The sequence below is a fragment of the Streptomyces sp. NPDC051218 genome, from assembly GCF_044455475.1.
GTDB lineage: Bacteria > Actinomycetota > Actinomycetes > Streptomycetales > Streptomycetaceae > Streptomyces.
The window spans coordinates 158113-180896 of record NZ_JBITEU010000013.1 but is presented as its reverse complement, the minus strand read 5'-3'; the positions used below and the strand labels follow the sequence as shown (position 1 = coordinate 180896).

22 protein-coding genes are annotated in these 22784 nt (G+C 69.6%); 11 read left to right on the top strand and 11 right to left on the bottom strand.

Annotated elements, in window-relative coordinates; all coding sequences use genetic code 11:
* Positions 1–5: 5 nt before the first annotated feature.
* From ACIBCK_RS34395 to ACIBCK_RS34380, 4 genes are all read left to right on the top strand, one after another.
* Complete coding sequence (locus ACIBCK_RS34395; RefSeq protein WP_399396698.1) at positions 6–1262, top strand: family 2 encapsulin nanocompartment cargo protein terpene cyclase; 1257 nt, start codon at positions 6–8, stop codon at positions 1260–1262.
* Positions 1263–1276: 14 nt separating this feature from the next.
* Positions 1277–2161: a geranyl diphosphate 2-C-methyltransferase gene (locus ACIBCK_RS34390; protein ID WP_399396647.1), complete on the top strand. Its 885-nt coding sequence runs from the start codon at positions 1277–1279 to the stop codon at positions 2159–2161.
* 186 nt (positions 2162–2347) lie between these two features.
* Positions 2348–2620: a hypothetical protein gene (locus ACIBCK_RS34385; protein ID WP_399396646.1), complete on the top strand. Its 273-nt coding sequence runs from the start codon at positions 2348–2350 to the stop codon at positions 2618–2620.
* A 15-nt stretch (positions 2621–2635) separates the two neighbouring features.
* On the top strand, positions 2636–3649 hold the full coding sequence (locus tag ACIBCK_RS34380) for a cytochrome P450 (RefSeq protein WP_399396644.1): 1014 nt from the start codon (positions 2636–2638) through the stop codon (positions 3647–3649).
* Here ACIBCK_RS34380 and ACIBCK_RS34375 read toward each other — a convergent pair.
* Positions 3574–4020 (bottom strand): 4-oxalocrotonate tautomerase family protein, encoded by a 447-nt coding sequence (locus tag ACIBCK_RS34375; protein WP_399396642.1) that lies wholly within the window; start codon positions 4018–4020, stop codon positions 3574–3576. The genes ACIBCK_RS34380 and ACIBCK_RS34375 overlap by 76 nt on opposite strands.
* Positions 4021–4139: 119 nt before the next feature.
* Here ACIBCK_RS34375 and ACIBCK_RS34370 point away from each other — a divergent pair, with 119 nt between their 5' ends.
* Positions 4140–5015, top strand: a complete 876-nt coding sequence (locus ACIBCK_RS34370; RefSeq protein ID WP_399396640.1) for a LysR family transcriptional regulator — start codon at positions 4140–4142, stop codon at positions 5013–5015.
* Here the strand turns inward: ACIBCK_RS34370 and ACIBCK_RS34365 are convergent.
* The 5 genes from ACIBCK_RS34365 to ACIBCK_RS34345 form a co-directional block, all read right to left on the bottom strand.
* Positions 5006–5386: a hypothetical protein gene (locus ACIBCK_RS34365; protein ID WP_399396638.1), complete on the bottom strand. Its 381-nt coding sequence runs from the start codon at positions 5384–5386 to the stop codon at positions 5006–5008. The two genes, ACIBCK_RS34370 and ACIBCK_RS34365, sit on opposite strands and share 10 nt — an antisense overlap.
* A 243-nt stretch (positions 5387–5629) precedes the next feature.
* Positions 5630–6259, bottom strand: a complete 630-nt coding sequence (locus tag ACIBCK_RS34360) for an alpha-ketoglutarate-dependent dioxygenase AlkB (RefSeq protein ID WP_399396636.1) — start codon at positions 6257–6259, stop codon at positions 5630–5632.
* A gap of 81 nt (positions 6260–6340) precedes the next feature.
* Positions 6341–6607 carry a GlsB/YeaQ/YmgE family stress response membrane protein gene (locus ACIBCK_RS34355; RefSeq protein ID WP_399396634.1) on the bottom strand — a complete coding sequence of 89 codons (267 nt, stop codon included), beginning with the start codon at positions 6605–6607 and terminating at the stop codon, positions 6341–6343.
* Between the two features lie 511 nt (positions 6608–7118).
* On the bottom strand, positions 7119–7547 hold the full coding sequence (locus ACIBCK_RS34350; protein ID WP_399396632.1) for an SRPBCC family protein: 429 nt from the start codon (positions 7545–7547) through the stop codon (positions 7119–7121).
* Between the two features lie 114 nt (positions 7548–7661).
* Positions 7662–8417 carry a hypothetical protein gene (locus ACIBCK_RS34345; protein WP_399396630.1) on the bottom strand — a complete coding sequence of 252 codons (756 nt, stop codon included), beginning with the start codon at positions 8415–8417 and terminating at the stop codon, positions 7662–7664.
* A gap of 212 nt (positions 8418–8629) precedes the next feature.
* On the opposite strand from ACIBCK_RS34345, the gene ACIBCK_RS34340 reads away from it, so the two are divergent.
* Positions 8630–10675 (top strand): SpoIIE family protein phosphatase, encoded by a 2046-nt coding sequence (locus ACIBCK_RS34340; protein ID WP_399396628.1) that lies wholly within the window; start codon positions 8630–8632, stop codon positions 10673–10675.
* Positions 10676–10748: 73 nt separating this feature from the next.
* Here the strand turns inward: ACIBCK_RS34340 and ACIBCK_RS34335 are convergent, their stop codons facing one another.
* The 4 genes from ACIBCK_RS34335 to ACIBCK_RS34320 form a co-directional block, all read right to left on the bottom strand.
* A complete protein-coding gene (locus tag ACIBCK_RS34335; protein WP_399396626.1) occupies positions 10749–12272 on the bottom strand; it encodes a catalase in 1524 nt (507 codons plus the stop codon).
* Positions 12273–12581: 309 nt separating this feature from the next.
* Entirely contained in the window at positions 12582–14312 is a 1731-nt protein-coding gene (locus ACIBCK_RS34330) for a thiamine pyrophosphate-dependent enzyme (protein WP_399396624.1), read from the bottom strand.
* Between the two features lie 103 nt (positions 14313–14415).
* Positions 14416–15999, bottom strand: coding sequence for an FMN-binding glutamate synthase family protein (locus ACIBCK_RS34325; RefSeq protein ID WP_399396622.1), 1584 nt, complete (start codon positions 15997–15999; stop codon positions 14416–14418).
* A 78-nt stretch (positions 16000–16077) separates the two neighbouring features.
* Positions 16078–16938 carry an alpha/beta fold hydrolase gene (locus tag ACIBCK_RS34320; protein WP_399396621.1) on the bottom strand — a complete coding sequence of 287 codons (861 nt, stop codon included), beginning with the start codon at positions 16936–16938 and terminating at the stop codon, positions 16078–16080.
* Between the two features lie 91 nt (positions 16939–17029).
* Here ACIBCK_RS34320 and ACIBCK_RS34315 point away from each other — a divergent pair, with 91 nt between their 5' ends.
* The 4 genes from ACIBCK_RS34315 to ACIBCK_RS34300 all read left to right on the top strand — a co-directional run bounded on the left by ACIBCK_RS34315 (position 17030) and on the right by ACIBCK_RS34300 (position 21240).
* Positions 17030–17647 (top strand): sigma-70 family RNA polymerase sigma factor, encoded by a 618-nt coding sequence (locus tag ACIBCK_RS34315; protein WP_399396619.1) that lies wholly within the window; start codon positions 17030–17032, stop codon positions 17645–17647.
* Positions 17648–17789: 142 nt separating this feature from the next.
* Entirely contained in the window at positions 17790–18218 is a 429-nt protein-coding gene (locus ACIBCK_RS34310; protein WP_399396618.1) for a hypothetical protein, read from the top strand.
* Positions 18219–18542: 324 nt separating this feature from the next.
* Positions 18543–20639: an RICIN domain-containing protein gene (locus ACIBCK_RS34305; RefSeq protein WP_399396616.1), complete on the top strand. Its 2097-nt coding sequence runs from the start codon at positions 18543–18545 to the stop codon at positions 20637–20639.
* A 91-nt stretch (positions 20640–20730) separates the two neighbouring features.
* Positions 20731–21240, top strand: coding sequence for an NUDIX hydrolase (locus tag ACIBCK_RS34300; protein WP_399396614.1), 510 nt, complete (start codon positions 20731–20733; stop codon positions 21238–21240).
* A gap of 43 nt (positions 21241–21283) precedes the next feature.
* On the opposite strand, the gene ACIBCK_RS34295 is transcribed toward ACIBCK_RS34300, so the two are convergent.
* The gene (locus ACIBCK_RS34295) at positions 21284–21634 is read right to left on the bottom strand and encodes a hypothetical protein (protein ID WP_399396612.1); all 351 of its coding nucleotides are present in this window, start codon (positions 21632–21634) and stop codon (positions 21284–21286) included.
* 616 nt (positions 21635–22250) lie between these two features.
* Here ACIBCK_RS34295 and ACIBCK_RS34290 point away from each other — a divergent pair.
* Complete coding sequence (locus ACIBCK_RS34290; protein ID WP_399396610.1) at positions 22251–22781, top strand: GNAT family N-acetyltransferase; 531 nt, start codon at positions 22251–22253, stop codon at positions 22779–22781.
* Positions 22782–22784 lie beyond the last annotated feature (3 nt).

The following is a 22784-nucleotide window of genomic DNA, read 5'->3' as shown; positions in this document are numbered from 1 at the left end:
CAGGCCTGGCGGATCCGTCGGAAGGTCACGACAGCCCGGACCGCCCCGGGCCGGGCGGCCATGCCCGGATCCGGGAGCACACCCCTCTCACCAAGGAGCCACGGATGCCCGAACCCGGGTCTTCCCCTCTGCCGTCGAGCCCGCCCACCCTCCCTGCCCTGGAACGCATCCTGCGCGGCCCCAGCGGTCTCGGCACGGCGGGCCTCCAACTGGGCCGGCGGGAGGAGCCGCAGCCGCTGGAGCCCCAGGAGCCGGAGCCCCAGGAGACCGAGGCGCCGGCGGAGGCGCTTCAGATCCCGGGCCTCTACTACCACCCCGTGCCGGAGCCCGACCCCGCCCGGGTGGCGGAAGTCAGCCGCAGGATCAAGGACTGGGCGGTGGACGAGGTCGAGCTGTACCCCGACGAGTGGGAAGGCCAGTTCGACGGCTTCTTGGTCGGGCGGTACATGGTCGCCTGCCACCCGGACGCCCCGACCATCGAACACCTGATGGTCGCGACCCGGCTCATGGTCGCCGAGAACGCGGTCGACGACTGCTACTGCGAGGACCACGGCGGCTCGCCCATCGGCCTCGGAGGTCGCCTTCTCCTGGCCCACACCGCACTCGACCCCCTGCACGTCACGAAGGAGTACCAGCCGCAGTGGGCGGAGTCGCTCCACGCGGACGCCCCGCGGCGCGCCTACCGCTCCGCGATGGAGTACTTCGTCCAACAGGCCACCCCGTCCCAGGCCGACCGCTTCCGGCACGACATGGCGCGACTGCACCTGGGCTACCTCGCGGAGGGCGCCTGGGCCCAGACGGACCACACCCCCGAAGTGTGGGAGTACCTCGCGATGCGGCAGTTCAACAACTTCCGCCCGTGCCCCGCCATCACCGACACCGTAGGTGGCTACGAACTCCCCGCGGACCTGCACGCCCGGCCCGACGTGCAGCGGGTCATCGCGCTCGCCGGGAACGCCAGCACCATCGTCAACGACCTGTACTCGTACACCAAGGAACTCGCCAGTCCCGGACGGCACTTGAACCTGCCCGTGGTGATCGCCGATCGCGAGAACGTCTCCGACCGAGAGGGCTACCTCAAGGCGGTCGAGGTCCACAACGACCTCATGCACGACTTCGAGGCCGAAGCCGCCGCCGTGGCCACCGCCTGCCCCGTTCCGAGCTTGCTGCGCTTCCTGCGCGGCGTGGCCGTGTGGGTCGACGGCAACCACCACTGGCACCAGACCAACACCTACCGCTACAGCCTGCCCGATTTCTGGTAAGGACGGAATCATCTGTGACCAGCACTGAACTCACCACCGTCAGCGGTGCCTCCGCGTTCGTCCCCGCCCCGGCGACGCCCTACCAAGGCGACATCGCGCGCTACTGGAACAACGAGGCGCGGCCCGTGAATCTGCGCCTGGGTGACGTCGACGGGCTCTACCACCACCACTACGGCATCGGGGACGTCGACCACGCCGCCCTGGGGGAAGCCGGCGACAGCGAGCACGAGAAGAAGCTGATCACCGAGCTGCACCGCCTGGAGTCCGCGCAGGCCGAGGTCCTCCTGGACAACCTCGGCTCCGTCGGGCGTGACGGCACGCTCGTGGACGCGGGCTGCGGCCGTGGCGGTTCGATGGTGATGGCCCACCAGCGTTTCGGATGCAAGGTCGAGGGCGTCACCCTGTCCGCCAAGCAGGCCGACTTCGCCAACCAGCGCGCCCAGGAACTGCGCATCGAGGACCACGTCCGCGCCCGCGTGTGCAACATGCTCGACATGCCCTTCGAGACCGGGCAGGCCGCGGGCTCGTGGAACAACGAGTCGAGCATGTACGTCGACCTGCACGACCTCTTCTCCGAGCACGCGCGGATCCTCGAAGTCGGCGGGCGCTATGTGACCATCACCGGCTGCTGGAACCCGCGGTACGGCCAGCCCTCGAAGTGGGTCTCCCAGATCAACGCGCACTTCGAGTGCAACATCCACTCCCGCCGCGAGTATCTCCGCGCCATGGCCGACAACCGTCTCGTGCCGCAGGCCGTCATCGACCTGACGCCCGCGACCTTGCCCTACTGGGAGTTGCGGGCCACGTCGTCGCTGGTCACCGGCATCGAGGAGGCGTTCATCAACTCGTACAAGGACGGCTCCTTCCAGTACGTCCTGATCGCGGCCGACCGCGTCTGACCTTCCGGTCGCCGCCAGGGGTCGCGCCCTCCAACCGAGGGCCCGGCCCCTTCGGCTCGCCAAGTGCGGGCGCGAGGCGTCCTGTTGCGTGCCGCGCCGGCTCACCTACAGTGCGTGTCGCAAGACCGTCCTCGATGACCCCGCGTCCTTGACGACGACGAACAGCCGCCGACCAGGAGCATCCCTGTGGCCACCTGCCGCGTACCCGAGCTCGACCCCGACCAGGTCGCACAGTGGCAGGCCGGGGGAGGGGAACTCATCGATCTCCTCGCCCGGGTGCGCGAACAGCTCGGCGGGGTGGCCGCCTTCCGTACCGGTCCGCGCCCGACCGTCCTGGTCACCGACCCCGATGCCGTACAGCACGTGCTCGCCCTCCACCCCGGTCGGTACGTGAAGCGTTCGCACCGCGCGCGACTGCTGATCGGTGACGGAGTCCTGGCCGCGACAGGCGAGGCGTGACAGAGCCAACGGAGGATGCTCCAGGCCCAGTTCACCGGCCGGGGCATGCGCCGCTACGAGCAGCGGATCACCGGGGCCGCCAGGACCTCGGCGGCGCGCTGGGCCGAGTACGCCCGTACGGGAGAGGAATTCGACGTCGGCGACGAGATGCGCCGCTTCGCCCTGGACACCATCTGGCGTTCCCTGACCGGCCACCCCCTCGACTCGACGACAGAGAGCGAACTGGCCGCCGTACCCGCCGTGGTGGCCGCCCTGCCCAGCCTGCCCGCCGACGGTGCCGCGGCCCGGGGAGCGGTCGCCGCCGAGCTGGCCGGCATCGACGCGGTGGCGAGCCGCGCCATCGCCGCCGCACGCTGCCACGAGGCAGGACCCGACGGCCCCGGCCTGCTGCACGTACTGCTCGACGCTGCCGAGACCCGCCCCGAGTACACCGACGGGCTGATCCGTGACGAACTCGTCACCCTGCTCGTCGCCGGGCACGAGACCACCGCCACGACCCTCACCTGGCTTTATCTCTTGTGGGACCGCACCCCGGAGGCACGGGTCCAGGCCCTCGCCGCGGGCGCCGATGGCTCGCCCGAGCGACGGCAGGCCATCCAGGCGCTCGTGCACGAAGCGCTGCGGCTCTACCCGTCCGCCTGGATACTGCCGCGCAGCGTGGCGCAGGACGACAACCTGGCCGGGTACGAGATCGAGGCGGGCACCGACGTACTGGTCTGCCCCTATCTCGCGCACCGGGACCCTCAACTCTGGGACGACCCGGACCGGTTCGACCCGGCGCGCTTCACGGCACCCGGGCGACGCCCGGCGCACCCGGGAAGCTACTTCCCGTTCGGCATCGGGCCGCGGGCCTGCCTGGGCCTGCAGTTCGCTCTCCGTGAGTCGACCGCCCTCCTGGAACATCTGCTGCCGGCCCACGTCCCGCGCTTCCGCTCCACCCCGGAAGGGGCCGTCTACGGCATCACCGTCCGCCCCGACGGCCCGACACCCGCGGTCCTTGGCGCCACTGCCCCGGCGGTTTGCCGGTAGTGGTCGAACTGGGTCACGCCTTGGTAGCCGTAGCTCTCGGGGTGCAGTTCGTGCAGCGCGACCCCGCCCCGGGCTAGCGGTCCGAGGACGTCCGTCAAGAGCCGCCCGGCCTCGGCGATGAAAGCCGCCTTCTCCGCGGCGTTGTTCGTGCCGAGGGTGATGCTGACCTCGACATGCGCGTCGAGCGCACCCGTCAGCGGCTTGCCGTCGACGTAGTACCGGGCGGCCGGGACCACGTCGAGGTGGACGATGGTTCGCGCACGGGACTTGCCGAGGGCCGTCACCGCGAGACCGGTGAGGCCCTCGGCCAGGGCGCGCTGCGTCGCGGTGGGAAGGTCGGCGTCGGCGACGGTGACACGGATGTACGGCATGGCTCTCCTCGGTACGCGCTGCGTTCCGTGCCGGCCGGAGTGGGCGGCACGGAGCAACACTCGCCGACCTGCGACGATGGATCCAACGCACCGAAGTCATAGCTCTATGAGGCCGCCGCATGACCGTGAATCTTCCCCAGCTGAGGGCCTTCGTCGCCGTGGTCGAAGCCGGCGGTTTCAGCGCGGCCGCCGACGAGCTGGGCATGAGCCAGTCCGCCGTGTCGCACGCCGTCGCCTCCCTCGAACGCGAGCTGACGGCTCCGCTCCTGGTCCGCTCCGCGCCGGCGCGGACCACGGCGCTGGGGGAGCGGATCCTGCCGCACGCCCGTTCCGCTTTGTCGGCGTCCCGGTCCGTGGAACGGATCGCGGCCGAGGCCGCCGAGACGCTGTCCGGCACCGTCCGGCTGGCCTGCACGCCGACGGTCTGCCAGGGGCTGATCCCCGGCCTGCTCCGGCACTGGGCGGAGGACCAACCGGGGGTCACGGTCCGGGTCTTCGAGGGCAGCAGCTCGGAGGTGTCCGCCTGGCTCGCGGACGGTGTGGCCGACGCGGCCATCGTGATCGATCCGCCGCCGGGACCCGGCATCTATTTGGCCGAGGATCACTACCGGGCGGTGCTGCCCCGTGACCACCCCTTGGCGGACGAACCCCGCGTGCACATCGGGGACTTGGCGGACGACCGCTTCCTGATATCCCCCGACAACTGCGAGGCCCGCATCCGTACGATCCACACGCGGGCCGGGCTTCCTTTCGCCCCCGCCCACCGGGTGCGTGACCTGACGACGCTGATCGGCATGGTGCAGGCGGGCATCGGCGTCACGGTCCTGTCCGAGGCTTCCCGCTCCCTGCTCCCACCCGACCTGACCCTGCGGCCCCTGAACCCCGACACATTCCGCACCCTCGCCCTGACAGGCCCCGAAAGCCACCCCTGGCACCCGGCGATCCCCTCACTGGCGGAGTCAGCGGCGGGCCACCTTGCGCGGCCTCAGTTCTGAGCGCTCTCCAAGTCGTCCTGGTGGTTGCGCAAGCGGATGCTGACGTATCCCGCGGTCAACAGCCCGCTGCCTATCGCCGTCAGCGGGACGGAGACCACCAACGCCGCGAGCGGCTGGGGCCAGCTGCGGTCGGACGCGCACTGCAGTGCCTCGGTGTGTGCGCCGGCGGGGCCCTCGTAGTAGAGGTCCCGGGGTTCGGCGTTGACCGGGGCGGGACAGTCCACTTGGTTGTACGTGGAGTCGTATGAGGTGAACACCTGCCATGCGGCATAGAGCCAGAGCAGCGAGGCGCAGGCCAGCAGCCCGAGCCCCCAGCCCTGCAGTCGGTTCGCCCGCGTCCGGAAGTTCTGTTCGACCGCCAATGGGTGCACGTGCGCTCCTCGTGTTCGACCGGGCAGAAAAAAGCCCCGGTCCCTCAACCGGGACCGGGGCTTGCTGTGAGCGCTGGGCAGGCCTTGCACCTGCATTTCCCCGCAGGAAGCGGGGCGTCTTTCCTTGGACGACCAACGCCAGGTCCGTTGCCAGGATTTCCTGGCCGCAGACGCAAGATCAACTGTAGCGCATGCGGCGGGCTCGCCGCACGCCGCCGCTCCCGTACGACAGCTGACGGCCGGTCACTGTACTCCGTGCGGTCGGAACTGGATGCTGATGCGCCCGCCGGCGGCCCTTGCCGACTTGGGGACGGCGTGTTCCCAGGTGCGCTGGCAGGAGCCGCCCATCACGATCAGATCGCCGTGTCCCAGCGGGCGTCGGACGACCTCGCCGCCGCGGAGCGGGCGCAGCAGCAGGTCGCGGGGGGCTCCCACGGAGAGGATGGCGACCATCGTGTCCTCGCGGGCGCCCCGGCCGATGCGGTCGCCGTGCCAGGCCACGCTGTCGCGCCCGTCGCGGTAGTGGCACAGGCCGGCCGTCGTGAAGGCCTCGCCGAGCTCGGAGGCGTAGTGCGCGGAGAGGGCCGCGCGGGCCTGGTCGAGCACGGCGTGGGGGAGTGGTTCACCGGCGCGGTAGAAGGCGAGCAGGCGCGGGACGTCCACGACCCGCTCGTACATCTGGCGGCGCTCGGCCTTCCACGGGACATCCGTGGCCAGCCGTTCGAACAAGGTGTCGGCGCCACTGAGCCAGCCCGGCAGGAGGTCCATCCAGGCGCCGTCCCCGAGGACTGTCCTGCGGATGCCGTCCAGAGGGCCCAGGCGCACGTCGTCGCTCTGATCGAAGAGCGAGCCCTGGAGCTGGTGCGTTGCCATGCGGCCAGTGTACCGAATGATTCGAACATGCGAGCTAATCCAAATGGCGGAATCAGTGTGCCGCCCTCACCCGGCCCGGGGCTAGCGGGTCCGCCCTCCGGTGACCAGGCGATAGAGGATCAGGACGATCACGGAACCGACGATGGCGGCGATCCAGGTCGACAGGTGGAAGAACCCGTTGACCGAGTGAACCCCGAAGACCACCTTGCCGAGCCAGCCGCCGAGCAGCCCGCCCACGATGCCGATCAGCATCGTCACCAGGCAGCCTCCGGGGTCCTTGCCGGGGGTGAGGGCCTTGGCGATGGCCCCAGCGATGAGGCCGATCAGGATCCAGGCGATGATGCCCACGAGCTTGTTCCTTTCCCTTGTGCGAGTGGCGGCATATGCTCCGCCGTCCGACACTGGGATCACTGTCCATCCGGGAACCCCGGACACGGGACCAAGGTCATCAGTCGCGGGACCAAGGTCACTGCGCTCGGTAGATGTGAAGAGAGCGTTGCAGTCTCTTCATGACTTCGGGGCCGTGAGCGCGCCGTCCACGGGCAGGCGAGGAGAGAAGCCGCGAGGAGGACGCAGCCGATGCTAGTTGTCGCTCTTTTGCTCCTGCCGGCCATGGGACTCCTGATCATCGCCATGGACCGCATAGAGGACCGCTTGAACGGGGAAGCGTGGCCGAGAACCGATCAGCGCGTACGCCACCTTCGCCTCGTCCGCGGGGAGGGGCACGCGGGACGTCATCGAGCGTCCGCCGCCGAGCAGCACAGCGACGCGGCCTGACCCACGACACGACGGGAGGGCGCCGGGCCCGCATCCGCGGATGCGGGCCCGGCGCCCTCCCGTCAGTGGCCCTGCCAGGGGGCTACAGCGACAGCGCCGTCTTCTCGGCGAGCTTCTGGAACTCCCCCAGGTCGTAGTTGGCCAGGGTGGAGTCGAGATTGGTGAGAGCGCCGAGGTGTTCGACGAAGCCCTTGGGGTCGTACTCGATCTGGAGCGTCACCCGGCTCGTCGTGTCGCTGAGGCGGTGAAAGGTCACCACACCCGCGTGATCGACCCCCTCGATGGTGTGCCAGGCGATCCGGTTCTCGGGCACCACCTCGGTGAGCTCGGCGACGAAGTTCTTCTCCGCACCGGGCAGTTCCAGCTGCCACGCGAAGCGTCGCTCGTCCATCGGCTCGACCAGCCGTACGTGGCTGAGGAACGACGGCCAGCGGGTCACGTCGCTCCACAGGTCCCAGGCGACGGAAACCGGCGCCCGGACGTCGACGGACTCGAGCAGGGACGCGGACATACGCACCTCTTTCTGGACGGGGGAGTGGCCACGGATTCTCCGGGCCGGTAAGGCATGGCACTCCGGTACCCCTCACGGGGCTGACCATGCGGAAACGTCACTTGGCCGGTCGCGTCACGCCTTCTGGGCGGATGCGGCGAGCTTCTCGAGGTCGACGGTCTCGCCGGGCGCGGGTGCCTCGGGACTGACCGGCTTGCCGTAGTCGCTGAAGGTGGAGGTGTTGGGCTTCTCGCCACCCTTCGACGTCGTGCGCAGGATGTACGGCTTGCCCTCGGTGGCCACGTACATGGTGAGGGTTTCGCCGCCGGAGGTCTTCTTCGTCAGCTGGATCGTCTCGGTTCCGTCGACGTCCGTCGTCGAGCCCTTCTTCATCCCCTTGCGCTCCGACTTGTCCTCGTCCATGGAGGACATGAGCGCCTCCTTGTCGCACAGGCTCTTCGTCGTCGCGTCGTCGGCGGGTGCCTTCACCCACTTGTCGGCCACCTTCGGCACGATCTTGTCGCCACCGGCCTGCCCCTTGAGGGCCTGCTGCCAGTACTTCTCGTCGCCCCGCAGGTAGAACGTCCCCTTCGTGTTCCGGACGTCGGCCGACGCACCCTCCGCCTTGAAGCTGCCATCACAGTTCTTGCTGTTGTCCACCGACAGGTCGACGGTCATCGTGGTGCCCGCCGACTGCTGCACGGTGCCCTTCATGTGCATCGAATCGGCCTGCTTGGTCGCCTTGACCGCGTCAGCCGCGATCTGATCGGCGCTCTTGCCCGCGAACGGCTGCTTGGGCTTGTCATCCGATTCGCCGCCACCGCAACCGGCCAGAGTCACTAAAGCCGCTCCGGCGACCGCGACCGCCATGGTTCTGCTGCCCCTGACCACGTCTGCTCCTTTCCGTAGGCGCGTCCGCGCCCTCCGGTGTCATCCGCGGCCGTCGGGGCCGCGGAACACCCGATTACCCCGTTGCCGCGATGGATCACCGGAAGGTCGTTGTCCACTTTCTGGACGGTCCTGAGCGGGTCGGCCGGGAGGCGAGCGCCGCGCGCCTGCGGCTCCTGGCGCTTATGGTGACCGAGCGGCATACGGAGACAGCCATGACGTCAGCCAAGAAGTCACACATCGACCTGGAACAGTGCCTGCTCCTGACCGGCATGGGCGGTTTCGACTGGGACCTGGAGAGCGGTGCGCTGCGGCTCGATGCCAGTGCCCTCGCGGTGCTCGACCTGCGCCCCGAAGAGTTCCGCGGCAAGGTCACCTCGCTGCGGGGACGCGTGCCCCCCGAAGAGGCCGTACGCATCAGCTTCGCCGTCACGGAGGCGGACACCACGGGCGTGGACCTCTTCGGCGTCTACTTCCGCGCCCGCCACCGTGACGGCTCGGTCCACCTCACGCACGCCCGTGGACGCATCCTGCGCGACGACGCGGGCCGGGCCGTGCGCGCCGTCGGCGTCGTGCGCACCGCATCGGACGACGGGGCCCAGCTCGCGGCGACCGACCCGCGGGAGGAGCGCAGGCAGGGCGTCGCCCTGATGGTGCAGGGCACCACGCAGGCCCTCTCCCGGGCCGTCACCGTCGACGACGTGGTGGCCGTACTGTCCGGTGCGAGCGGCCTGGACCGGTTCGCCGCCGACGGCCTGGTCCTCGGCCTTGTCGAAGGCGAGAACCTCAAGCTCATCGCCCTGGTGGGCCAGACGATGCAGGCCCTCGACGAACTCAAGCTGCACAAGGTCGACGAGTCGCAGCCGCTCGCCGAGGCGGTCCTGACGAGGCAGCCACGTTTCGTGGGCTCGCTGCCCGACCTCGGGCGGCGTTTTCGCCGTCTCGGCCCCTACATCGAGCACATGCAACTCGACTCGGCGGCGTTCCTGCCGCTGGTCGCGCAGGACCGCGCCATCGGCGGCCTCGCGCTCTTCTACCGCGGCCGCAAGGACTTCACCGACGCGGACCGCAACCTGTGCATCGGGCTCTCCGGCATCGTCGCCCAGTCCCTGCAGCGCGCCATGCTGTTCGACGAGGAACGCGACCTCGCCAAGAGTCTGCAGGCCACGATGTTGCCCCGCGGAGTCCCCGAGGTCGCGGACGCCCAGGTCGCCGTGCGCTATCACGCCGCCTGGGGCGGGCGCGAGGTAGGAGGCGACTTCTACGACGTCATCACCCTGCCCCGAGGACGCATCGGCGTGGTCGTCGGCGACGTACAGGGACACGACACCCACGCCGCGGCCATCATGGGGCAGCTTCGCATCGCCCTGCGGGCCTTCGCCGGTGAGGGACATCCACCCGCGACAGTGCTCTCGCGTGCCTCCCGCTTCCTGGCCGAGCTGGACACCGAGCGCTTCGCCACCTGCACCTACGCCCAGTTCGACCCCGCCACCGGCATCGTGCGCGCCGTGCGGGCGGGCCATCTGCCGCCCCTCGTACGGCACGTGGACGGCCGTGTGGGCGTGCCACGGGTCCGTGGCGGGCTGCCGCTGGGGCTCGCCACCGAGTTCGGCATGGAGGACTACCCCGAGGTGCGGCTCGACCTCGTGCCGGGCGAGACGATGGTGCTGTGCACGGACGGGCTCGTGGAGGACGCGGGACTGGATCTCGACACCGGGATGCAGAACCTCGCCGAGGTGCTGTCCGCCGGTCCCGAGAGCGCCGAGGACCTGGCCGACCACCTCTCCCGCGCGCTCTGGAAGAGATGGGGAAGCAGCGACGACGTGGCGCTCCTTGTCCTGCGCCGGCTCCCCGACCCGGGGACGCTCCACGAGCCGCGCATCCACCGGTACATCCACCAGGCCGACCCCGAAGGGCTCGCCGACGCGCGCGCGGCGCTACGGGAACACCTCGCGTCGTGGGGTCTAGGGGTGGTCGCCGACGACGTCGAGGTGGCCGCCGGCGAACTGCTCGTCAACGCCCTGGTCCACACCGACGGAGGCGCCATCCTCACGCTGGAGGTGCTCACAGGGCCGCCTCGCCGCGTCCGCCTCTGGGTGAAGGACCGCTCCAGCACCCGCCCCCGCAAGAAGTCCCCGGTGGAGACCGCCACCTCGGGCCGCGGCCTGGTCCTGGTGGAGGCGGTCGCCTCGCGCTGGGGCATCGAGCCCCGGGGCGAGGGCAAGGCCGTCTGGTGCGACTTCGCGGTGCCGGAGGACTGAGAGGCCCGGCACGCGCGCGTCGGCCGCGGCCCCCCCGGGCAGCGGCCGACGCGTTCGGTTCCGGCGGCCTCGGTCAGGCCTTGTCCTGCATGCTGCTGCGGGCCGGGTTGGCCTGCTCCGCGGCCTTGGGGTCCTTCTCGTTCGCCTTGGCGCGCACGCCCTGCTCGATGCGTTCACCGATGGACTTGTCGATGTTCGACCAGTACTCGAAGGCCCTGACGAGCACGGGCTCGGTCACTCCGTTGAGCAGGTGTCCGACGACGTTGTCCACGAGACGGTCGCGCGCCGCGTCGTCCAGGACCTCGCGCACCATGGTGCCCGGCTGGCCCCAGTCGTCGTCCTCGGCGTGGTCGACGTAGGCAGCCCGGGTGATGTCACCGTCCGCGTACCAGCTCGGCGGAGAGCCGTAGCGGGCCGTGTCGGCGGCCGGGCCGCCCTTGGAGTTGGGTGCGTAGACCGGGTCCTGCCGCTTGTGGATCGCCATGGCCCCGTCCTTGGAGTACGTGTGGACGGGCACGATCGGGGCGTTGACCGGCAGCTGCTGGTAGTTGCCGCCGATGCGGTAGCGGTGTGCGTCGGCGTAGGAGAACAGCCTGGCGAGCAGCATGCGGTCAGGGCTCGGGCCGATGCCGGGGACCAGGTTGTTCGGCTGGAAGGCCGCCTGCTCGATCTCGGCGTGGTTGTCCGTGGGGTTGCGGTCCAGGGTCATCTTGCCGACCTCGACCAGCGGGTAGTCACCGTGCGGCCAGACCTTCGTCAGGTCGAACGGGTTGAAGCGGTAGGTGGCCGCTTCCTCGTACGGCATGATCTGCACGTACAGCGTCCAGCTGGGGTAGTCCCCGTCCCGGATGTGCTCGAAGAGATCCCGGGTGTGGTAATCCGTGTCGGCCGCGGCCATCTGGTCGGCCTCGTGCTGCGTGAAGTGCTCGACGCCCTGGTCGGTCTTGAAGTGGTACTTCACCCAGAACCGCTCGCCCTGCGCGTTGATCCACATGTACGTGTGCGAGGTGTAGCCGTTCATGTGGCGCCAGGTGCGCGGGATGCCCCGGTCACCCATCAGCCAGGTGACCTGGTGGGCGGACTCGGGTGAGAGGGTCCAGAAGTCCCACTGCATGTCGTGGTCACGCAGGTTGTTGTCCGCCCTGCGTTTCTGGGACCGGATGAAGTGCTGGAACTTCATCGGGTCCTTCACGAAGAAGACCGGGGTGTTGTTCCCCACCATGTCGTAGTTGCCCTCGGTGGTGTAGAACTTCACCGCGAATCCGCGCGGGTCACGCCAGGTGTCCGGGCTCCCGCGCTCACCGGCGACGGTGGAGAAGCGGATCACCAGGTCGGTGTTGGCGCCCGGCTGGAAGAGGGCGGCCTTCGTGTAGGAGCTGACGTCTCCGGTGACTTCGAAGTGGCCGAAGGCGCCGCTGCCCTTGGCGTGCGGCTGCCGCTCAGGAATCCGCTCCCGGTTGAACTGCGCCATCTGTTCGATCAGATAGGAGTCCTGCAGGAGGATGGGGCCGCTGGCGCCGACGGTGAGCGAGTGCTCATCGCTTTCGACCGGCGCGCCGGCGTCGTTGGTGGTCGCCTTACCTGTGACGTCGCTCATGAGGTACGAGTGCCTTTCGATGGGTGATATCTCAGCGCCGCGACGGCCTTGGCCTGCAGCTGCGAAGGGCTGTGATGTCGAGAGTCGGTCTGGCGTGGCGGATTCGGCGGCGTGCTGGCGTCGAGTCCATATTGCGGCTTTTCCCCCGGTGTGGCCATTTATTCCACTAGGGGTTGTTCCACTACGGGCCTCCTCGCCGGCCTGAGCTCGCTGACCTCTCCGAGCTCCCCGGTTGGGTTGGTTCCAGTGCCGGACAGTGTCCGAGTGCCCGACTTGGCGCCGCCGATACGTGACGAACGCTTCCGTTTCTCAGTGACCGCCGGGGCTCGTGAGGTTCTCGCGGACCTTGGCGATGGCGAACCCCCAGCCCTGCTGGACGGTCGGCTTGCCCGGCACCGCGATCTCCTCGGGGTTGGTGAGGACGTCCAGCAGGACGGGCCCCGGCGTGGCGAAGGCCTTGCCGACGCCCTCGGCGAGATCCTCGGCCCTGCTCACCCGGATGCCGGTGATGCCCAGGGCTTCCGCCACCGCGGCGAAGTCCGGGTTGTCGAGCTCGGTGCCGAACTCCGCGAGGCCCGCCTGCTCCTGCTCCAGCTTCACCATCCCGAGCCGCTGGTTGTCGAAGACCACGAGCTTCACCGGAAGCTGCCGGCTGCGGATGGTCATGAGGTCACCGAGCAGCATCCCCAGACCGCCGTCGCCGCAGAAGGCGACGACCTGCCGGTCGGGGTCCAGGAGCTGCGCGCCGATCGCCTGCGGCATCGCGTTGGCCATCGAGCCGAGGTTGTACGAGCCGAGCAGGCGACGGGAACCGCGCATCTCCACGAAACGCGAGAGCCACACGGTGGCCATGCCGGTGTCCGAGGTGAACACGGCGTCGTCGGCCGCCAGGGCGTCCACCGCGGCGGCCAGCGCTTCCGGACGTACGAGGTGATCGCGGTTGTCGAAGGCGGAGCGGACCTTGCCGATCAGCCCACGGTCGTGTCCGGGCGAGGCGAGACGCTGCTGGCCCTCCTGCCACTTGGTGAACTTCTCCCGCGCTCCGTCCAGGTGCCCGCGCTCCGTACGCCGCTCAAGACGCTCCAGGAGTCCGCGCACGGTGGGGCCGACGTCGGCGGCCAGGGCCACCTCGACCGGGACGCGGCGACCGATGTGCTCGGCGACCCGGTCGACCTGGACGACCTTCTTGCCCTCGGGATACCAGTCCCGGTAAGGGAAGTCGGTGCCGAGCAGCAGCAGGGTGTCGGCCTGGTCCATGGCGTGCGCGGCGGCCGGATTGCCGATCAGCCCCGTCTGGCCGACCTGGTAGGGGTTGTCGCCCTCGAAGCCTTCCTTCGCCTTGAGCGTGAGCACCATGGGAGCCGCGAGACGCTCCGCGAGCGCGAGGACGTCCTCGCGGGAGCCACGCGCCCCGCGGCCGACCAGCATGGTGACCTTGCCGCCGTCGGAGAGGGCGGCGGCCGCCTCGTCGAGCACCGGGTCGTCGGGCCGGTTGGCGGACTGGGCGACGGACAGCCGCGTCGGCCGGTCGTTCGGCAGCTCCTTGTCGCCGACGTCGCCGGGGACCGTCAGCACGGCCACACCACGGCGCCCGATCGCGGTGCGCGCGGCGATCTCCAGGAGGCCGGGCATCTGCTCGGGGGAGGTGACGGTGGCGCGGAAGACGGCGACGTCACGGAAGAGGAGGTCGTTGTCGACTTCCTGGAAGTAGTCGGTGCCCACCTCCGACAGGGGCACCTGCCCCGCGATGGCGAGCACCGGGGTGCCGCTCTTGGCGGCGTCGTACAACCCGTTCAGGAGGTGTACGGAGCCCGGTCCCACGGTGCCCATGCAGACCCCGAGGGTGTCGGTGAGCTGGGACTGGGCGCCTGCGGCGAAGGCGGCGGCCTCCTCGTGGCGGCAGCCCACCCATTCGACGGACTTGCTGTCGCGGATGGCGTCGGTGAAGGGGTTCAGGGCGTCCCCCACGACGCCGAACACGTGGCGCACGTCGAGTTCTTCCAAGGCGTCGATCACTACGCGGGCAACGGTGCGGGTCATCAGATGTTCCTTTCCTGGATCAGCAGACAGGGATGGCGGCAGGGCGCGTTTTGCGGGCGGTGCGGGCGGTCCGGGCTTTCGGGCGGTCCGGTCGGCGCGGTCGTCAGGCCGTGAAGGCGTCCGGATCCGCTGCCCGCCAGTCGGCGGCCCAGCTCGCGGGCGGCGCTGTGAGCAGTTCGCCGGGGGACAGCCACTCGTACAGCTCGGCGTAGGACCGGAACTCGCCGTGGTCCTCGCGGCGCCGCAGGAGATGAGGGCCGAGCTGCGCGGGGTCGTTGACGCCCATCGCGGCCATGATCTGCAACGCGCTGTGGACGGTGGCCTTCTGGTAGCGCGCCACCCGCGCGGCCTTGTCGACGACGTCGAGGGCGCGGGCGCGGCGCGGGTCCTGGGTGGTGACGCCGGTCGGGCAGCGGTTGGTGTGACAGCGCTGGGCCTGGATGCAGCCGATGGCGAACATCATCGCGCGGGCCGCGTTGGTGTAGTCCGCGCCGAGCAGGAGGCGCTTGACGATGTCGGCGCCCGTCGCCACCTTGCCGCTGGCGCCGAGGCGAATCTTGTCCCGCAGGCCCGTGCCCTTGAGGGCGCTGTGCACGGTGAAGAGACCTTCCCGCAGCGGCATGCCGAGATGGTCGGCGAACTCAAGCGGCGCCGCCCCCGTACCGCCCTCCGCGCCGTCCACGACGATGAAGTCCGGCGTGATCCCCTCCTCCACCATGGCCTTGCACACGGCGAGGAACTGGGTCCTGGATCCGGGGCACAGCTTGAATCCCACCGGCTTGCCGTTCGCCAGTTCCCGCAGTCGGGCGAGGAACTGGACGAGTTCGCGCGGGGTGGAGAAGGCGCGGTGGTACGGCGGCGAGACGACGGTCTCGCCTTCGGGCACGCCCCGTACGGAGGCGATCTCGGCGTTGACCTTGCTGCCGGGCAGGACGCCGCCGATCCCCGGTTTCGCGCCCTGCGACAGCTTGAGCGACACACAGCGCACGGAAGGGTGGGCGGCCTTGTCGGCGAACTGCCGCGCGTCGAAGTCCCCGTCGCGGGTGCGGCAGCCGAAGTAGCCGGTGCCTATCTCCCAGACGAGGTCACCGCCGGGCCGCAGGTGGTGCGTGGACAGGCCGCCCTCGCCGGTGTCGTGGGCGAACCCGCCGCGTGCCGCGCCCGTGTTCAGCGCCACGATGGCGTTGGAGGAGAGCGAGCCGAAGCTCATCGCCGAGACATTGAGGAGAGCCATGTCGTACGGCTCGGTGCAGTCGGGGCCGCCGATCCGGACACGGGGCGGCTCGTCGGGGACGGCCACCGGGGCCATGGACGGCACGAGGAACTCGTAGCCGCGGGCGTCCATGTCGCGCTCGCTGCCGAACGGTTCCTCGGCGGCGACTCCCTTGGCCCGCTCGTAGACGATGCTGCGGGTGTCGCGGTCGTAAGGCCTGCCGTCATAGTTGCGCTCGACGAAGTACTGCTGCAGCTCCGGGCGCAGCGTCTCCATCAGGAATCGCAGATGGCCGAGCACCGGATAGTTCCGCAGCACAGAGTGCCGCCGCTGCACCAGGTCGTACGCACCGGTCAGCGCCACGGCCAGGAACGGAGCCGCCGCGAGCCACCACCACGGGGATGCCAGGAGGGCGAGCAGCACACCGCCCACCGCGCAGGCCGCCAACAGGCCCACCACCACAAAACGCGTCATGCCCCTCGTGTGACCTGATTTCAGCTGGTCACACGTTCGGTGATCAACACGTCGACGGAAGGGCCTGCCACCGGCCGGCTACCCCAGGAACGCCGCCGTGGTCGCCACGAACCGCTCGGCGTCGTCGAGCCAGGGGTAGTGGCCCGCGCCCGGCTGCACGACGCACGTGGCGTCGCGGAACAGGGCCGCGAACTCGGCCACGGCCCGGGGTGGACTGTTCATGTCGAACTCTCCGGTGAGCAGCAGCACCGGCATCTCACAGTTCGCGAGCCCGGCACGGGTGGCCTCCGGGTCGAAGGCGCCCTGTGCCGCGAAGCCGACGACTGCTTCCTGGTTCTCCGGCTGACTCGTGGCGTAGTGGTGCTGTGCCGAGGTGTCCCATCGGCCGTAGAAGAAGGGGCTGATGGCCTCCCAGTCCGAGCCGGTGCCGTTCGTGATCGCCTCCAGGGCGGCGAAGGCCGACGGGAACCACGGCTCGTCCTTCCGCGCCAGCGCGAGCTCACGCCGCATCCCCCCGGGGACGTCGATGCCGACGGCTCGCGTGCCGGGGCCGACCAGGGCGAGCTTGCTGACGCTGTGCGGATACCGGGCCGCGTACTGCGCCGCGATGTTCGCGCCGCCGGAGTGGCCGAGCAGGTCCATCCGATGGAGTCCTAGGTGCTCGCGCAGGGCCTCTACGTCCTCGACGAGGCGGTCGCACCGATAGGAGGAGGGGTCGTCGGGAATCGCGGACCGGCCGGTGCCGCGGGTGTCCAGGACGATGAGCTGCCGGTGCGCGGCCAGACCACCGAGGTCGCCGAGGTAGCGGGAGCCGGCGGGGCCTCCGGGAAGGCAGACGACGGGGTCGCCGTCGCCGAGTACGTGGTGAGCGAGCCGGGCCCCGTCAGGAGCGGAGTAGAAGAGGGAGCGGCGGCGGGGATGAGCGTGAGCGTGGTCCATGAGGCGGATCCTGACAGCTATAACCAGGTTATACAACCCGGTTATAGAACCTGGTTATGCCGCCGGTGCCGCAGGACTGTATAACCGAGCCATGGCAGGTGGCGAGGACACTCACGCGAGCTCGAAGACGCTGACCGAAGGGCAGGCCGAGCGGATGCTCGCCGGCATGAACGAGGTCATTCGCGCGGGTGAGGAGATGCGGAAGCTGCGCGCGGAGATGATCAAGCTGTTCATCGATCTCGGCTGGACGCAGGAGAGGATCGCTGCGCTCGCGGACATGAGTCAGCCCGCCGTGTCCAAGCAGGTGACGAAGCACAAGGCGGGCGACCGGCCGCCGCGGATGGAGCTCCACCTCGACCAACGAGACCCCCCATGGCTCGAAGGCCGCCTGTGGGGCCTCGCCGAGGTGATCTCCGAGACCCTGGACGACAGCGCCCACTGTTCCCGTTACGTGGATGACCTCGGCCGAGGGAAGAAGCGCTTGACGCCCCAGAACGTGGACGAGCTGCGGAGGCTCGTCGAAGAGGATCTCCGGCAACACCGGACGAAACTCCCGGCGGGCTGCAGGTCCGCGTACGACGAGATCAGCCGCCACCTGGACGTCCCCACGAAGCCCTCCGCCACCTCCACGTCCGCCCCCGGCTCGGCGTCAGCACGTCGAACGCTGGCCCAGACGCTCCAACGCGCCCGGCTCGGAAGCCACGGCTAGCCCTGGGGTGTATGTGCCGAGGGGGAAGGGTTTTTCGGGGAGTGGTGACCTGTCGTCGCGTCAGGTCGGCACTGCGGTGGCGGTCTTGACCCGCTACAACCTCCGGCCGCGCAAGCGTGGAGAGCGTCAAGCCGCTGACGGCATGGGGCAGTTGCGTCGTCTGTTGGCGGCCGAGTGTGTTGTCGCGCCCGGCGGCCTGAGGATCCGGGACACCGTCACCGGGGTTACGGTCACGCCCGGATGCTGCTTCGGCCTGGAGAACTGGCGGGACTGGCTTGGCCTTTTGGGCGGCGATGAGCCTTGGCTCGGCCATGACACCGAACCGCGTGTCGAGCACGCAGGGTCGGTCATCCGGCTCTGGCCCGACGCGGACCGCCAGGAAGGGGCGCCCATCGCCATCCCCCGGGCGGAGTTGCGGGAACTCCTTGGCTCGGTCCAGGACGACCTCTCGGGCTTCCTGAAGGCCGTGGAGCGGTGGGCTTCCACGTACTTCGCGGACGTCGCTGCCGGGCTGGTCTCGGTCCTCGATGAGGCCTTCACCGTATCCGTGGCGCTGGACGATTCGCCGTAGATTTCGAAAGCGGGTGCGAGTACCGCAGGTAACGCCAGCGTTCCTCTCTCTCCCTGAATGCAAGTCACTCGAACTTCTTGTTTCCCGTGAGTCGGCTGTGCCAAGGTGAGCTTCCTCGCGCTCCGGGAATGATCAGATCCGCCTTTCCGTTCCGGATTCGTGCCGTCGACCCAAAAGGTCTTCTGTCGGCCGTATCGGACGGTCCGCGGTTTGTTGATCCATTTTCCCCTCTCGGTAAGCGATAGGTATGCACCAATCAGGCACCCATTTTTGATGGGTGTTGTTTTCCGCGTGCCGTCTTTCGGCTTGGAAGGAAAAGGTTCCGTGCAATCCCCCCACCCCCCACGCCCGACCCGCCCCCCTCGTACCGGTGCGAGCCCCGAAGAATCCGACACGAGCCTTGCCGCCCGGCTGCGAGGCGGGTCGGAGGGGGAGTCGGACCAGCCCGTAGCGCTGCTGCTCGCACGGCACTGGCAGGCGACGTACGACTACTCGGCCATCTGCCTCGCTTCTTGGTCGAGTTCGGCCTCGATGGTCGCCGCGGCGTCCTTCCACCGAGTGCTCGAACAGATGGCGAGCGCCGAGCCGGGCGGGGCCCTGCGTCCGTATCTCCTGGTGACCGTCCGGGAGACGGTCAGGGGATGGACCGTCGACGAGCGAATATCCGCCCTCATGCCGGAACTCCGCAAACCCACCGGCGGTCGCGGTATGCGGGCGGCGACGACCATGACACCCGAAAAGCGGCGACTCGCGGCACGCTCGTTCTGGGCTCTTCCCGGAGTGGCCCAGTGTCTGCTCTGGCACACCGCGGTCGAGGCCGACGACATATCCATACCGGCTGGTTTGTCGGGCTTGAGTGTCGACCTCGCTGCCGCCGCCCTCGAACAGGCGCGGGAGCAATTCCGGGCGGGCATCCTCCGCGGTCACCGGGAACTCGCGCCCACCGAGGAATGCCCCCTCTACAACCGAATCATCGACGTCACGATGCGTCGTGGCGGCACCTTGCTTCCCGATGTCCAGCAGCATCTGTCGTCGTGCCGCCACTGCTGTGACGTGACCGAACAACTCAGCTTTGTCGAGGGCGAGTTGGGCACGCTGCTCGCCGAAGCGGTCCTCGGGTGGGGCGCCCGCCGCTACCTCGAGTCGCGGCCGGGGCGAGGGGGCGCCACGAAGCGTGGCGCGGGAACTGCCGGTCAAGGCGGCAGGCACGCGGGCGGTGGTGGACGACACCGACCGCCGTCTCACGTCCCTCTGCCGGCCGGCGGCCCGCACGCGTCGACGCGTCCGCCTTCCAGGGCGCTGCGCACCGGTGCGGCCGTGGGGTCCGCGGCCCTGCTTGCCACGGTGCTGGTCATCGCCCTCTCGTCGGGTGACGGCGGCGGCGACGGTGCTGTTCCCCCGACCGGGATGACCGGCATGACCGGCAGCCATGACGCCCGCCCCAGCGCGGACCCCGAGCCGCCCTCGGCCGGTACCTCCCCACCCACATCGGCGGGGCAGCCCGGCAGGTCCGACCAGGGCAGGCTCCGCAATACGGAGGCAGATCTGTGCCTCGACGTCCGGGGCAAGGTGAAGCCCGGCGCCGAGGTGAAGCTCGCGAAGTGCTCGGCCGCGGAGAGCCAGCAGTGGTCGTACGACAAGAACGGGCTCCTGAGCAGCGCCGCCGATCCTCAACTCTGCCTCGACTCACACCGGGACGACGGCGTACTCATCCTCGGGCCCTGTGTGGCACCTTCGACCGCGCATGCCGACGAGGTGCGCTACGACCTGACTGCACGCGGGGAGTTGCTGCCGCGGTGGCACGAAGGACTCGCGGTGGCGCCTGCCTCGTCGCGCAAGGGAGCGGAGGCCGTGGTCAAGGTCCGTGACGGATCGCCGGAGCAACGATGGGAGCTCGACTCCTCGACGAGTTCCCCGAAATCACGGTCGACCAAGGGGAGGGCCGAACCCACCGTGAAGGGTGTGATGGGTGAGAAGGGCGGAAGGGGCGGCGAGGGTGACAAGGGCCGCGCCGGAGCGCCACGCGGTGGTGACCACGTCTGCACAGTCTCGACCTGCGAACCCACCTCGCCCCGCGCGCGGAGGCCAGGGCCTACGGAGAACACGGAGGAAGACCGAGGAGAGCGGGACGACGGCGCCAGGGGCCACGGTGGCGGAGGCCACGGCGAGGGGGGCCACGGTGGCGGAGGCCACGGCGAGAGGGGCCACGGTGGCGGAGGCCACGGCGAGAGGGGCAAGGGGGCGAAGGACAGGGACCGGCAGTCTTCGCCCTACTCGACCCGGCACGGCGAACCCGAAGAGCGGTATGCCGAAGCCGGCCGCCGCGCCGATACCGAACCGATCGGGCAGAAGCGTTCTCGTGAGCGCCTCGGGACTCCCGCCCTACGAACCGGAGTTCTCGGCCGGAGCGCCATCGAGTGAGGGGCGGCATGCCCCACGGATGCGTCCGTCGATCCGGCCGCCGCCCCGTCGGTGCCGTCAACTGTCAGTGGTACCTGCCATCGTGGGAGCCATGAGTGAGTCCGTGGAGCGCGTGGACGAGCGCGATCAGGTGGTGGCAGTCGTGGACCGGGACGAGGCCATTCGGCAGGGCTGGCTGCACCGCGTGGCGACCATCGTGTGTCGTGACACCGCCGGGCGCATTCTCGTTCACCGCCGGCCCGGGGACATGTCGCGCTTTCCGGGCCAGTTCAACTGGATGCTGGGCGGGGCCACGGAGGTGGGGGAGACGTATGAAGAGGGCGCCGCGCGGGAGTTGTCGGAAGAGCTCGGGGTCGAGGGGCGCCCGCGGTTCGTGTTCAAGTTCCTGTGCGCGGGCGTGATCAGCCCCTACTGGCTCGGCCTGCACGAGGTCGTGGTGAAGGGTCCGGTGAGACCGGATGCCTCGGAGATCGCGTGGCACGCCTGGTTCACGGAGCGCGAGTTGGCTGACCTGGTGCGTCACGAGGCGTTCGTTTCGGACGCTAGGGAAGCCTTCGACCGATACCGCGCCCTCCCGCAACCACCGAAAGCCCGTACGTGAGTTGAGCTATCGCGCCCGTAACGGTCGAGCCGCGGGTGAGCCCTCACCCCTCGCCGGCGGCGTACAACGTGCTGCCCACCTTCCGGGCCAGATGTGCGGTCCACCGGACGGTGTCGTCTCGGTCCGCCACGCCCGCGACTCCTGTGACCGAGACGAGTACGCCCCCGACGCGGGCGTGAGCGGCGTACTCGGTGCGGACATTGCCCTCGTACTCGATCTCGTGGATCTCCACGTACGCCTCGTCGCCGAGCCCCTTCAGCGGTTCCACGGAGTACTTCTCGTCGGCCGTGCCCGCTTCCATGTCGGAGGAGAAGGAGGGGCAGTGTCGCCTGATGTCCTGTTCGAGGCGCATGTAGTGGCGGGCCGATGCCGCGGGCAGCGAGGCGCGAGCCACTGCACGGCCACCGCTTCCCCTTCGTTACCGATGACGCGCTGCGTGTGGGCCGCCGTTTCCGTGCCGCGATAGGTGGCTGTGCCCAGCCAGGCCGGGTCCGCGTCCCCGAGGAGGCAGTACTGCCAACGCCCCCTCCGCTTTTCACGCGTGCTCTCGAAGGCCATCGCGAACTCGTCCCCGCGCGTCAGGTGCCGGCCGAACGTGGAGTCGGGCAGGAGCGCCTTCTTCAACTCTGCGCCAGAAAAGACCTGTTGGGGCCCGGTCATCGCGTCCCGGCCGGGTGCGGTCACCGGGCCGGTGGGCGACAGGACCTCGGGGGTGGGACTCGGCTCCGTACGCGATGGTGAAGGGGAGTGGGATGAAGGGGAGGAGAGGGGTGCGGGCGGCGTCACGCTCCTGCCCGTCCGGTGGTCCCTCTCGCCGCCGCATGACGTCAGCGCCATGGTCACCGCCACACCTGCCGCCAGCGTCGCGACCGCTCGTCGTCCGTTCACCGAATCCTCCTAGCCGGCCGATCATCGGCCGCGTCAACCTAGCCGAGAGCGGTGGTGGGGGGCGCGGGAGCCCGCGGTTAATGGCGTAGCGGCGTGGATCGCGCCGGTGACAGACTGCACCGATGATCGACGTTCTTCCAGGTGGTCTGACGGCGCGGCATCCCGTAGAGGGAGACCATCCACAGGTGCTCGCCGTGCTGGACGAGTGGTGGGGCGGCCTGAAGGGGCCTGCGGGGGCGTTGGAGCGTTCGCTGCTCCTGCCCAGGCTGTACTTCCAGCACTTCACCACCACCAGCCTTCTGGTCGAACGCGAGGGGGCGCAGGCCGACGGGCGGCAGGGTGACGGAGGGAACGTCGTGGCCTTCCTGGTCGGCTTCATGTCGCAGACCGAACTCGACGCCGCGTACGTGCACTTCGTCGGTGTCGACCCGCGACTGCACGGGCAGGGCATCGGGCGGGCCCTGTACGGGGCCTTCTTCGCTCTCGCCCGTTCACGCGGCCGCCGATACGTGCACTGCATCACCAGTCCGCAGAACACCGCGTCGCAGTCCTTCCATACGCGCCTCGGTTTCACGGCATCGGGCGTGAAGCCGGACTACGACGGTCCGGGCCTCGACCGGGTGACGTTCACGATCGACCTCGCTGCTCGGTGACGA